The organism is Paraneptunicella aestuarii (assembly GCF_019900845.1).
Lineage (GTDB): Bacteria > Pseudomonadota > Gammaproteobacteria > Enterobacterales > Alteromonadaceae > Paraneptunicella > Paraneptunicella aestuarii.
The window spans coordinates 2,021,173-2,033,768 of sequence record NZ_CP074570.1; the positions used below are offsets into that span (position 1 = coordinate 2,021,173).

General features: G+C 45.0%; 10 protein-coding genes. 8 read left to right on the forward strand and 2 right to left on the reverse strand.

The genetic code is table 11. The features are described from left to right. The first annotated feature begins 624 nt into the window (after positions 1 to 624). The 4 genes from KIH87_RS08420 (at position 625) to KIH87_RS08435 (ending at position 6,805) form a co-directional block, all read left to right on the forward strand. Entirely contained in the window at positions 625 to 3,462 is a 2,838-nt protein-coding gene (locus KIH87_RS08420) for a TonB-dependent receptor (RefSeq protein ID WP_408635808.1), read from the forward strand. Between the two features lie 214 nt (positions 3,463 to 3,676). After that, positions 3,677 to 5,248: a tryptophan halogenase family protein gene (locus KIH87_RS08425; protein ID WP_232361087.1), complete on the forward strand. Its 1,572-nt coding sequence runs from the start codon at positions 3,677 to 3,679 to the stop codon at positions 5,246 to 5,248. A gap of 49 nt (positions 5,249 to 5,297) precedes the next feature. Beyond that, positions 5,298 to 6,029 (forward strand): SapC family protein, encoded by a 732-nt coding sequence (locus tag KIH87_RS08430; protein ID WP_232361088.1) that lies wholly within the window; start codon positions 5,298 to 5,300, stop codon positions 6,027 to 6,029. Continuing rightward, entirely contained in the window at positions 6,017 to 6,805 is a 789-nt protein-coding gene (locus tag KIH87_RS08435) for a DUF6445 family protein (protein ID WP_232361089.1), read from the forward strand. Before KIH87_RS08430 ends, KIH87_RS08435 begins: the two co-directional genes overlap by 13 nt. Before the next feature lie 104 nt (positions 6,806 to 6,909). Here KIH87_RS08435 and bcp read toward each other — a convergent pair whose 3' ends face one another. Then, the gene (gene bcp, locus KIH87_RS08440; RefSeq protein WP_232361090.1) at positions 6,910 to 7,371 is read right to left on the reverse strand and encodes a thioredoxin-dependent thiol peroxidase; all 462 of its coding nucleotides are present in this window, start codon (positions 7,369 to 7,371) and stop codon (positions 6,910 to 6,912) included. Between the two features lie 17 nt (positions 7,372 to 7,388). Continuing rightward, complete coding sequence (locus KIH87_RS08445) at positions 7,389 to 7,901, reverse strand: glycine cleavage system protein R (RefSeq protein WP_232361091.1); 513 nt, start codon at positions 7,899 to 7,901, stop codon at positions 7,389 to 7,391. A 128-nt stretch (positions 7,902 to 8,029) separates the two neighbouring features. Between KIH87_RS08445 and dapA the strand changes: the two genes are divergently transcribed. The 4 genes from dapA (at position 8,030) to KIH87_RS08465 (ending at position 12,166) form a co-directional block, all read left to right on the forward strand. Next, positions 8,030 to 8,911 (forward strand): 4-hydroxy-tetrahydrodipicolinate synthase, encoded by an 882-nt coding sequence (dapA, locus tag KIH87_RS08450; protein ID WP_232361092.1) that lies wholly within the window; start codon positions 8,030 to 8,032, stop codon positions 8,909 to 8,911. 10 nt (positions 8,912 to 8,921) lie between these two features. Next, positions 8,922 to 10,022, forward strand: a complete 1,101-nt coding sequence (gene bamC, locus KIH87_RS08455; protein ID WP_232361093.1) for an outer membrane protein assembly factor BamC — start codon at positions 8,922 to 8,924, stop codon at positions 10,020 to 10,022. A 127-nt stretch (positions 10,023 to 10,149) separates the two neighbouring features. Further along, positions 10,150 to 10,860, forward strand: a complete 711-nt coding sequence (purC, locus tag KIH87_RS08460) for a phosphoribosylaminoimidazolesuccinocarboxamide synthase (protein ID WP_232361094.1) — start codon at positions 10,150 to 10,152, stop codon at positions 10,858 to 10,860. 379 nt (positions 10,861 to 11,239) lie between these two features. Then, the gene (locus KIH87_RS08465) at positions 11,240 to 12,166 is read left to right on the forward strand and encodes an ornithine carbamoyltransferase (protein ID WP_232361095.1); all 927 of its coding nucleotides are present in this window, start codon (positions 11,240 to 11,242) and stop codon (positions 12,164 to 12,166) included. Positions 12,167 to 12,596 lie beyond the last annotated feature (430 nt).

A 12,596-nucleotide genomic window follows, 5' to 3' on the forward strand; every position in this document is an offset into this window, starting at 1 on the left:
AAACTCTAATTACTTGCGGCGCATTATAGGGAGATCATGGGGGGAATAACAGAAAAAACAAGCCTGGGAAACAAGGTGTTAAAGGCGGTATCGCTCAATCTTTGTAATTCTGAATTTAACAAATTTCCCCCATTCGTAAAATTTTTGTGAATTTTTTGTCATTTATTTTTTGTTGTTATGGCGGATTTTTGTTTGCCATTCGTTTTTGTTTATGTCCCGGTGCGTCAAAGGCTTTTTAAGCTTGATTGGAAAGTGTTTTGGGCTCGGGAATTTTTGTGTGTTGTCTGTGTGGAGATCAACAAGGCGGCCTAATGTGTTCAGCATCATAGCTTTAGGTCGTTTTGTTGGTTTTTTAGTGTTCAGAGAGTGAAGCATCAGAATAAAAGCGTTTTATCTGGCTAAGTGAATAGCGCTGCGATTGCTGCTTAAAGGGTGCTGACAATTGGTTGAACTGTCTCTCATCTTCTATGAGACAAGAATGATGCTCATAGACTCAGAACACTGGTTCATACATGGCAACTCACAACGAGATAACAAAAAACAAGATCGAGTGAACACATGTATAAACGAACGAAACTTTCTACGGCTGTTGTTACCGCGTTGGTAACGATGGCTGGCAACCCGATGGCGGTTGCTCAGGAGCAAGCTACAGGAAACGGTAATCGTCCGGAAAACGTTGAAACCATTCAGGTTCGCGGTATTCGCGCCAGTATGGTTCGTGCTATGGACGTGAAAAAAGAATCGGGTGGGGTGGTTGATGCTATTTCTGCTGAAGATATCGGTAAATTTCCAGACACTAACCTTGCAGAATCACTACAGCGTATTTCTGGGGTATCAATTGACCGCTCAGGCGGTGAAGGTCAGCTAATTACAGTACGTGGTTTTGGCCCGCAGTTTAATACGGTATTGGTCAACGGACGCCAAATCGCCTCTGAAAACCAAAGCCGTGCCTTTAGTTTTGATACTATTGCATCGGAATTGGTTAGCAGCCTGGATGTACATAAAACCTCAACCGCGACCATGCAATCGGGTGGTGTAGGTTCCACCATTAACGTGAACACAGCGAAACCTTTCAGCATTAAAGGCTTTAAGGTAGCGGGTAGCGTTAAAGGTGTGTACGACGAAAACAGCGAAGAAGCGACCCCTCAGGTTTCTGCCTTGATCAGCAATACCTTCGACAATGAACGTTTTGGCGTGTTGTTGGCGGTCTCGCATCAAGAGCGTGACACCCGTTTGAATCAGGCGCAAATGGACGGTTGGTTGGAAAACGTCGGTATTCCCAATCCTCAAACTGAAAGTGGTGCGGATTGGAACGGAACGGTATTTTCACCTCGTAACTATGACCACAAGGTGACATTTGAAAACCGTAAGCGCACTAACGCGAATCTGGTTTTCCAGTATGCATTGAATGACGATGCGACCTTAACCGCTGATGTTTTGTATTCTGACTTTGACGTCGAAACCAATGCCACTTCTTACGGTCACTGGTTTACTGCGCCCAACGTTCAAGGCGTTAACGACGATGGCAGTCTGTTTGATGCCGATGGTAATCGTGTTCGCCCTACGGTGGATGAAAACGGCACGGTTATCGACTTGTATCAGGAAGTGGGTTTGGCAACGGACATGCACGCCAAGAAGTTCGACCGACTAACCGACACTATCGCTTACGGTTTGAACCTGGACTGGAATGTGAATGATAAGTTGAACCTGAAGTTCGATTTGTCGCATTCAGAAGCCGAGCGTGAAGCCAATAATGGTCGCGGTAATCAGCTTTCATTGATTGGTTATGCCAACCGTGTGCGTTTTCAGGTAGACGATAATATCCTCCCTGTTGCCAGCATGTTCGCTGATGCCAATGGCAATATTTACAGTGGTCAGCAAGAAATTGATGGTGCAATTGGTGTGTCTCCTATTGATGGATTCCCTGCCTATGACCCTAACGTTCCACCTGCGGGCGTCAGTGATTTGCTGGATCCTGCGAATAGCCGTGCTCACGTTATGTTACGCCGTGGCTGGGCGGTAGATGATAAAATCACTCAGTTCCGCCTGGATGGCGATTATATGGGCGATCAAGGTATCGCTAAAGCCAAGTTTGGCTTGCAATACAGTAAGGAAACCAAAGCGTTGACTCGTTGGGATAACGAAGGCGTAGGCATTCATTGTACTTACTGCGGTTATCCTGATGTGCCGGGGATTCCTGCGTCGGCGCAATATGTCTTTGATGCGGGCAGCGACTTCCTAAGTGGCGTAAGTGGCAGTGGCAGAATGCCGACTCAGTGGTTGGCGCATGACGGTGAAGCGCACTTCGTGTATTTGGAACAGCAATCAGGCTTAAGCTTTGATGCAGTACGTCGTAATAACTCTTTTGAAGTGGAAGAGGAAACTATTGCGGCGTATTTGGAATTGGACTTTGAAGGTGAAATTGGCGGTATGCCGTTGTTTGTGACAACCGGTGTACGCGTTGAGCAAACCGATGTAAAAGTAACGGGTACTGAAGCGCCAATTATCGGCTTAACCATTCTGGATCAAACAGAAATGTTAGCTCAGTTTGGTGATGCACAGGCTTTCTCTGTTAACAATGACTATGATGCGATCCTGCCGAATTTCAGCGCTAAATTGGAATTGACCGATGACCTGATTGCTCGCGTAGCCGCGTCGAAAACCTTGACTCGCCCAACATTGGAAAGCATGTCGCCAGTCACGGTGATCACAACGACTCGTCAGGGCGGGGACTTAACCTCGACTTCGGGTAACCCCGAGTTGGAGCCTTTTGAGTCTGACAACTTCGATTTGTCGTTGGAGTGGTACTACGGTGATGCCAGTTATGCCTCTGTAGGATACTTCAAAAAAGACGTAGCGAACTTTATTGTTAATGCTCAGGAAGACCGTACTTTTGTTACAGCTTCTGGCGGCACCTTGGTTGACCCTTCCACTGGCAGTGATTCAGGTGCAGCAGATGCTGATGACGCGGTTGCCGTGTTTACCAATACCTTGCCGAACAATGGTGAAAATGCCACAGTGGACGGCATTGAAGTGGCTTGGCAACATACGCTGGATTCTGGCTTTGGTGTTTTGGCTAACGCCACTTTTGTAGATAGCAATGCGGATCTTGATCCGGCTGATACTACTCAGGTGTTTGCTGTGACGGGGTTGAGCGATTCATTGAACCTTGTTGGCTTCTATGAAGACGGCCCATTGCAAGTACGTTTGGCCTGGAACTGGCGTGATGAGTTCGTTCAGTCGTTAACTCAGGTTCAAGGTGATGGCCCAACGATTGTTGAGGATTATCATCAATTGGATATGAGTGGTAGTTACGATATTAGCGATAACATCACGGTATTCTTTGAAGGTATTAACCTGACAGAAGAGTATGTTCATAAGCGTGGTCGCTTTGCCAACCATTTGTTGTTGGTTGAAGACAGTGGTCGCCGTTGGGCATTAGGCGTAAGAGGCAGCTTTTAATTTTTAAATTGCAAAGTTGATTGATGTGCCATAAATAGAAACTTAACGCAGACTCGCCGTGAATCCATCCCTGGAAGCTCCATGCTTTTCATGATGGCCGCGTCCATGCGGCTGAGGGTCTGCTTAAAAGTTTCTATTTTTGGCTTATAGACGATTAAGTATTAGGAAAGTGCATTTAAAAAGTGCATTTAAAAAGAACAAACAAGATATTTCTATGCAACAAGCAATTCGCAAAATAGTAGTTCTGGGTGGTGGTGCAGCCGGTTGGCTGACTGCTGGAAGAATTGCGGCGAAACACAAGATCAAAACTAACCCTGCTATTCAGGTGGTGCTGGTTGAATCGCCTAATGTGCCGATTATTGGCGTGGGTGAGGGAACCTGGCCAACCATGCGTAATACGCTCATTCAATTGGGCATTAGCGAAACCGACTTTATTCGTGAGTGTGATGCCAGTTTCAAACAAGGCGCTAAATTCGCACGTTGGGTCGATGGCAGCGATAGCGATTTTTACTATCACCCACTGGTGTTACCGCAAGGCTTTGGCAAAGTGAATTTGGTTCCTTATTGGCTTAGAGAGCGGCTAAGAGAACGGCAACAAAACACGCAACAAAAGCATTCTTTCTCCCAGTCGGTATGCTTTCAGGAAGCCGTTTGTGAGCAAGGCTTGGCGCCTAAAACCATTCGCACCGCCGAATTTAATGCCGTAGCTAACTATGCCTACCATTTAGATGCCGGAAAGTTTGCTCAATTGTTGCAGCGTCATTGCACAGAAAACCTGGGCGTACAGCATGTGTTAGACGATGTGGTCGATATTCGCAATGCTGACAATGGCGATGTTGCAGCCCTTGTTACGGCACAAAATGGCGATATTCACGGCGACTTGTTTGTTGATTGTTCCGGTTTTAAATCGTTGTTGTTAGGTGAGCATTTAGGTGTGCCATTTAAAGACTGTAGCGATGTTCTCTTTATTGACAGCGCGTTAGCTGTGCAGATTCCATACGATTCGGAAGATTCGCCTATTGCGTCGCATACCATTTCTACGGCACAGGAAGCGGGTTGGATTTGGGATATTGGATTAAAGCATCGTCGTGGCATTGGGCATGTATTTTCCAGCCGTCATACCGATGAGCAAGCGGCTTACGAAGCGTTGGGGCGTTATATTGGCAGAGATTTGGGCGAATATTCAGTACGTAAAATCGACATAAAAAGTGGTCATCGAGCCAAATTCTGGCAAAAGAATGTCGTTGCTGTTGGTTTATCTGCCGGGTTTTTAGAGCCGTTAGAAGCTTCGGCTTTGGTGCTGGTTGAGCTTTCAGCGCAGATGATTGCCGAGCAGTTACCAGGAAATCGTACCGTTATGGATATTGTCGCCAAGCGTTTTAACGAAACCTTTTTATATCGCTGGGATCGCATTATTGATTTTCTCAAGTTGCATTACATTCTCAGTAAACGCACGGATAACAAATTTTGGGATGATAATCGTGATCCTCAAACCATTCCTGACAGTTTGCAGGAGTTAATGACCCTATGGAGATATCACCCTCCTTATGATCATGACTTCACCAGTAATAACGAAGTATTTCCTGCTGCCAGTTATCAATATGTCCTCTATGGAATGGGCTTTGAATCGGATTTAAGCCATATTCAACATGGCCTGATGGATGCTGAACTTGCTAACGAGCAGTTTATGATGAATCAAAAAAATATCGCACAAGCCTGTGCCAAATTACCCAGTAATCGAGATTTGTTAAATAAAATTGCTCAATATGGGCTACAAAGGATTTAGAATGGCTACTCAAGAAAATCTAGCAAGACAATATCGGACAGATAAAGCCATGACAAAACTTGTAGCATTGGATAGTCGCGCCCATCGTTTTGTGCGCGTAAGAACAGATAAGGTAGAAGCGGAAGGCGCTGTACTGCATTTAATTCCTGTGGTCGTGAGTGAATTTATGCAATTGGTTGTTCAATATCCCATTGTGTTTACCAAACATGCAGAAACCGGTGAATTTTTATGTTCTGCCATGATGGGGTTAGACGCTGGAGAGAATTTGTTCTGGGAACAAGGCAAGTGGCAAGGCATTTATATTCCGCTACAAGTTGTGCGCCAGCCTTTGTTTTTAGGGCAGGATGATGAATCCGAAGGACAATATGTGATTTGTCTGGACGCTGAAAGCGATTGCCTATCGGATAATGATGGTGAAGCTCTATTTGACGATAGTGGTGATCCAACAGCTTATCTTGAGGCGCAAAATGCAAACCTGGTGCAGCTTTTGGAAGGGGAGTTTGCAACTAGTCGTTTTATCGAAAAAATGTTGCAGCTTAAACTGGTGACACCATTGTCTCTGGAAATTACTTTGTCTGATGGTTCAAGCCATACAGTTACGGGCATTTACACCATTGATGAAGACGCGCTGCAAGCCTTATCGCCAGAGCTGCTTGTTGAACTGCAACAGGATGATTATTTGCGTCCAATCTACGCCATGATTGCGTCACAAGGGCAGATTTACAATCTCATCGATAGAAAGAACAAGATGCTGGAGAACGCCAGGCAGTGGTTTCAGTAACGCTTGACCAGAACACTTCGACAACCGATGTTTTATTTCGCTTTGATGTTAACCCAAAAGCGCAGTGGCAGTGCATTAGTGTAGGCAACGAAGCACTGCCTGTCTGGATTGTGGATGACTTCTGGTTGCAGCCCCAAGCTCTTGCTGAATTAGCCGCTTGCGCTGATTCGAAAGAAGAATTCGCCGAAGAACCCGGTGATTATTACCCCGGCGTTAGACGCTATTTTTATCGAAGTGGTACAGATGTTTCTGATATAGGAGCATATCTGCAAAAGTCTCTCGCCAGCGCTTTAAATAAGCAACTGCAACAAGCCGGAACACTGGAGTTCTTGGCATTGTCATTAGCCACTAAATCGCCGCAGCAGGTGAAACCTATCCAGCTTATTCCTCATTTCGATTCCGTCAGCGAACAGCAATACGCCGTTGTTGGTTATCTGTTCAAAAATGACTCAGGCGCAAATGAGCAAACCAGTGAGCATGGTGGCACTTCATTCTATCGCCACCGAGAAACCGGGTTTGAAAGCATTACCCAGCAACGAGCGCCGCAATATATGAAAACCTTGCAACGACAGGCGACGACAGTGGGAATGCCCAAAGGTGAATTCATTAACGGCGATACCGCGCTGTTTGAACGTATTTATCAGGTTCCCGCTAAATTCAATCGCATGCTGGTGTATTCTGCCAACTTACTGCACTCAGGCGACCTGCAAGCCAATAGCTTAAGCGCCAATCCTAACATTGGGCGCTTAACCTGGAATGCGTGTTTTAATTGTTAGTTTGGGCAGGAAAAAATTAAATCTGGCGATTTGTGATGATGTTGAAAGAGGGGGGGCTTTGTTAAAACAGAACCCCAGAATCGTAAATAAAGCTAACTAGACGCTTAACCGTTCAAATAATCCAAAACCACTTCATGATGATCCTTGGTTTTGAATTTATCAAAAACATGTTCAACCATGCCGTTTTCATCAATCAAAAAGCTGATGCGGTGAATACCGTCATATTCTTTACCCATGAACTTTTTGGGGCCCCAAACACCAAAGGCGTCGGCGACAGCGTGGTCTTCATCTGACAACAAGGTGAAGTTTAATTCATCGCGCTCAACAAATTTGGTCAGCCGTGGTACGGCATCAATGCTAATACCCAATACAACCAACCCTTTGGCATCAAGCTCGGCTTTTGCGTCGCGCAAGCCTTGTGCTTGTACTGTACAGCCCGGCGTCATGGCTTTCGGGTAAAAGTAAACCAATACCTTTTTACCCTTCAGTTGTGACAGGGTAACCGTCTTATCGTTTTGATCTTGTAAGCTAAAATCTGGTGCGGGTGTACCAGCTTGAATAGGCATAGTGTGTTTCCTGTTGTCTAGGTTTTTTCTTCTATGTGACCGGATAACTCAAATTCTTCCAACAGCTTCATGTAATCGGTGCTGAGTTCATCAAATGAAATCCCCGAAGGTAATGAAGCAATCATTTTGCACTTCACATTGTCGGTGTCTTTATTGTGCTGGCGAAATGCGGTAATGCGAATATCTTTACTGGCACAAAACGCCATAATTTCCGCAGTGCGTTCAACCGCGCCAGTACCAAAGAAACTCATATCTGCCAGCCTTTCAAGATGTTGTTTATTATGATGACGGGTACGTTTCATCATCGACAACAACTCTAACTTCAAGCATAAGTGTGGCAGTTCGCATTCCATTTTGGTGATGCTGTTCAAGGAACCTTCCAGGATCATGGTCAAGGAAAAATCCTCGCCATAAATCGCTTGGCGACTATCCAAAATGTTGCAGTTGTATGCACTTGCCAGGTTGGCAACTTGGCTCAAAATGCCAGTTCTATTGGCACCTAAAAAGGTCACAATTAATTGATGCTTCATAATTACTAAACTGTGTGAGGTAGTCATCTCAGAATTTTCTGTCGATTACCTGATATTATTACTGCTTGGTGACTTGTTTTTGCAGGCACAGGTCATTACCATTAGCGCTCATTTTTTCGGGAGTTACTATGTTCAAAGGCAGTATCGTTGCTCTGATCACTCCGATGACGCCATCAGGCGATGTCGATTATGCTTCATTGCAAAAACTTGTGCAATTCCACATCGAAAACGGAACTGATGCTATCGTGTCAGTTGGCACCACTGGTGAGTCAGCAACATTGCCAGTTGAAGAGCATATTAAGGTTGTAGAAAAAACGGTTGAATTCAGCGAAGGTAAAATCCCTGTCATCGCTGGTACTGGCGCGAACTCTACCCAGGAAGCGATTGAACTGGGTGACGCAATGAAAAACAGTGGCGTTAAAGGTTTTTTGAGTGTTGTGCCTTACTACAACAAACCGCAACAGCGCGGTATGATTGCTCATTTTAATGCCATTGCTGACGCTGCCCCTGTGCCTGTCCTGCTTTATAATGTGCCTTCCCGTACCGTAGCCGACCTGAGTAATGAATCTGTGGCTGAATTGGCTAAACACCCGAATATTGTTGGTATTAAAGACGCAACAGGCGATTTGGCGCGTTTGGCGGATTTGAAACCTCGTGTTCCCGATGATTTTGTCATTCTAAGTGGTGATGACCCATCGGGCTGTGACTTTTTATGCGCGGGTGGCGATGGCGTGATTTCCGTGACCGCCAACATCGTACCGGCACAAATGAAACAGATGTGTGATGCGGCGCGAAACGGTGATTCTGCATTGGCACACAAGATTAATGACGAAATTGCGGAACTTCACACCACTTTATTTATCGAACCTAATCCGGTAGTACCAAAATGGGTGCTGTATAAAATGGGGCTAACTCAAACTCCAGCACTAAGACTACCTATGGTTGAACCTGAACCCGAAACCCAAAATACAGTGATGAAATTGTTACAGGGCATGGGAATTGTTGCATAGAGGATTTACTTTGCATAAGTACGCATTAGTTTGCTTGGGAACGATTTCGCTTTTGTCGGCATGTAGTACGGTGGAAACCCGTCATGCGGCAAGTGGCGGATTTGATTATCTGGAAGAAGCGAAAACCACGAAGTTAGTGATCCCTGAAAATAAGGACAGACCTGACTTCTCAGACGAATACACCTTACCGGCCTTAGGTGAACAAGCTCCCCGAGATTTATTGGGCAGTAAATTGAGTGTTCAGTCACCTCAATTAGTGTTGCCTTTGGTAACGGGCTCTCATATCACAGAAGGTTCGCGTGAAGCTGTTGTCTGGTTTGATCAGGTCGATGATTCTCAACCTTTAGACGAAACCATCTGGAATTCCCTGCTGAACTTCCTGGATGAACAAGGTATTGGCGTTGTGTCATTCGACAAAGACAAGCAACGGTTAGTCTCTGACTGGATGGTGATTGAAAACGTTGAAGATTCTGCCTGGTATAGCTGGACAAAAACCGAGCGTAGCGTTGGTCAGCGTTTCGAGTTCCAGTTGGATGTTAAGCCTCATGGTCGTTCTGCCGCCTTGAAAGTGGAGCTGAAAGATTATCTGGAAACCGTCAACGATCAAGTTATTGCTGAACTGGACGAATCCACGGTTCGACTGAAAGAAATCGAAATTCTTAACAGCGTCATCAGCCATTACGCCAAGCAAATTCGTATTGCCGATGCGCGTCGCTTACGCCAGATTCAACAAGGTTTGAAGATGGAATTGGGCTTTAATGCTGATGGTGATCCAGCCTTTATGGTCGATGCCAGCTATGAAATTGCCTGGTCTCGTTTGTTGCTGGTGTTGCGTAAAATGGGCTTCAACGTAAAAGATTTGGATAAATCCAACGGACTGTTATTCGTCAACTATACTGGTATTGATTCCGGTTGGTGGAGCGGTATCTGGGGGGGAGCGGATGAATTACCTCTGGAAAAACAGGAATACCGTTTGAAAGTGGTGCAGCAAGGTGAAAAAACCAGCATCACATTCCAGGATAGTGAGAGTAAAGCACTATCGTCGCAATTGGTAACCGACCTGTTTAACCCCATTGCCGAAGTGATGGCGACCGACGATTTGGACATCTAACCAGCAAGGTTAAACCCGATAGGGTAAAAAGAATTCGAGAGCACGGTAACGTGCTCTCCTTGTTAGTGGCAGAGAAATAATCTCTAGCCCTGTTTATTAATATTGCAATGTAAGGCAGTACGATAAGATGCAAAAACGAGAAGAACTGTACCGTGGCAAGGCCAAAACTGTTTATCGCACCGACGATGAAAACCTGTTGGTGTTGCATTTCCGCAATGACACGTCTGCATTCGACGGTCAAAAGGTAGAGCAACTTCAACGCAAAGGTATGGTGAACAACAAGTTTAACCATTACATCATGCAAAAGCTGGAAGCAGCCGGTATTCCAACACAAATGGAACAACTGCTATCCGACGACGAATGTCTGGTGAAAAAGCTGGAAATGATCCCGGTTGAATGTGTCGTTAGAAACCGTGCTGCTGGCTCTATTTGCCGTCGTTTGGGAGTGGAAGAAGGCTTGGTACTTAACCCGCCAACCTTTGAATTCTTCCTGAAAAACGACGCCTTGCACGACCCTATGGTGAATGAATACCACATCCGTTCATTCGGTTGGGCGAAAGACGAACATATCGCCAAAATGAAAGAACTGACCTTCAAAGTGAACGACGTGCTAACCGCACTGTTTGACGCTGGCGGCATGGTTTTAGTGGACTACAAACTGGAATTCGGCTTGTTCAATGGCGAAATCGTACTGGGCGATGAATTCTCACCCGACGGCTGCCGTTTGTGGGACAAGGAAACCAATAAGAAGATGGACAAAGACCGCTTCCGCCAAGGCTTGGGTGATGTCATCGAAGCCTACGAAGAAGTGGCTAACCGTATTGGTTTGACGTTTTAATATCGTTTCTTAAACGCATCGCACTAGTTGGATATTAGTTAATCTTGATTCGCTAGTGCGATAGTTTTTTGTTTTATTTTTATCTCTTTTCTTTTTAATTTCCTTCCTTTCAACTTCCTCTGTTTTATAACTTCTAAACCTGTTTCTGATTAATCTTCCTGTAGAATCTCAGGCGTTAAAGCAATTTACCAATAGGTTGATAAATTTATATCTAATTGAAAAATAAAGACAAAATATCGTTTTTCTGGTTGTTTCTGTTTTCCTTTCTTCTCTATACTCGGTTAAAAATATCAGCGGTTTGTGTTTCAAGTGTATGGCTCTTTATCTAAAGCGTATGCCTTGAAACCAAAACCCGAAGAGCTTATCCGAGAGAGACAACATGCATTTCCTTACCTTACAAAATCTAGATCCCGAGCGTTTATTACAATTGGTCGAGCGTGGTATCGACATGATTGAAAACGGCATTCAGGCACATCATCGTTTGGACGACAAAATTGTCGGTTTATTTTTCGCCGGGCATTCAACACGTACTCGTACTTCTTTTGCTGCTGCGGCGCTTAAGTTAGGTGCCAAAATTATTCAATATGGGCCCAATGAATTGCAGCTTTCTACCGGGGAAACGCCGGAAGATACCGGGCGGGTATTAGCCCAATACCTGGATGCCTTGGTGGTTCGTACCAATGGTAAGGATTCAGACATGCAAGCCTTGGCTGCCCAAGAGCAAATGAGCGTGATCAACGCTATGAGTGAGTCGGAGCATCCGACCCAGGCCATTGCCGATCTGATTACCATACGTGAAGCTTTCGGCAGCTTTGATGGCTTGCATCTGGTGTATATGGGCGAGGGCAATAACAGTGCGGCGGCCTTGGCTTACGCCGTGTCTTTGATCCCTAATATGCGATTGACCTTGTTAACGCCAGAAGGATATGGCTTGAATTCGCAGGTATTGGAAAGCACCAGCTCTAAAGCTCATGCTATCGGTTCTACTATTATTGAAAGCCATGATATTGCTGATTTACCTATGCGTGCCGATGTGGTGTACACAACGCGTTGGGAAACCATGGGCGTGTCGCATCCAGACCCAAACTGGAAAGAAGCATTCCGTCCTTTTAAGGTGACTCAGGGCATTATGGATACGCTGAACCAAACCGGTAAAACCTTGTTTATGCATGATTTACCCGCGATTCGTGAACAGGACGTGGCGAACAGCGTGTTGGATGGTGAGTACAGTATTGCTTTTCGTCAGGCATTGCATAAACAAACTGCGGCAATGGTGGTGTTACAGGAAGTGTTATTGCATCGGTAAGTATCTACGACATTTTATTTGGGAGAGATGGATTACATTACATCAGTGGCTTTAGTGATTTAGTCTTTGCTCCTAACTTGTCGGGTACACGCAATATCGACAAATGAATACGTGAAGTGATATTTCTCATTTAGGAAAAATCAATACTTACTGCAATAGTGATAAGTTTTTTGATTTTTCTGCCTCTCTTTTTCTCCTTTGGGTAAGAATACCCGGGCTCTGAATTCTTTCGGTAAAATAATTATTAACCTTTTTTACACAATAGTCCCAAAAATGGGACGGCTAGGTGTATAATCTTTCCCTGATCTGGGACTTGGTATCGGTAAGTAATATATTTTCCTTTTAAATCATGGTGATGCAAGTTGGCATGATATTGGCTTGTGGGGTCATGTAAGGTAAATAAATTCATGCTGGTGCTGGAAGTTTCATC

Excerpts from the sequence above, each read along its gene's own strand:
- KIH87_RS08420 (WP_408635808.1), top strand. The coding sequence starts at position 625 with ATGGCGGTTGCTCAGGAGCAAGCTACAGGAAACGGTAATCGTCCGGAA.
- KIH87_RS08430 (WP_232361088.1), top strand. The coding sequence starts at position 5,298 with ATGACAAAACTTGTAGCATTGGATAGTCGCGCCCATCGTTTTGTGCGC.
- purC (WP_232361094.1), top strand. The coding sequence starts at position 10,150 with ATGCAAAAACGAGAAGAACTGTACCGTGGCAAGGCCAAAACTGTTTAT.
- KIH87_RS08465 (WP_232361095.1), top strand. The coding sequence starts at position 11,240 with ATGCATTTCCTTACCTTACAAAATCTAGATCCCGAGCGTTTATTACAA.
- dapA (WP_232361092.1), top strand. The coding sequence starts at position 8,030 with ATGTTCAAAGGCAGTATCGTTGCTCTGATCACTCCGATGACGCCATCA.
- bcp (WP_232361090.1), bottom strand. The coding sequence starts at position 7,371 with ATGCCTATTCAAGCTGGTACACCCGCACCAGATTTTAGCTTACAAGAT.
- KIH87_RS08445 (WP_232361091.1), bottom strand. The coding sequence starts at position 7,901 with ATGAAGCATCAATTAATTGTGACCTTTTTAGGTGCCAATAGAACTGGC.
- KIH87_RS08425 (WP_232361087.1), top strand. The coding sequence starts at position 3,677 with ATGCAACAAGCAATTCGCAAAATAGTAGTTCTGGGTGGTGGTGCAGCC.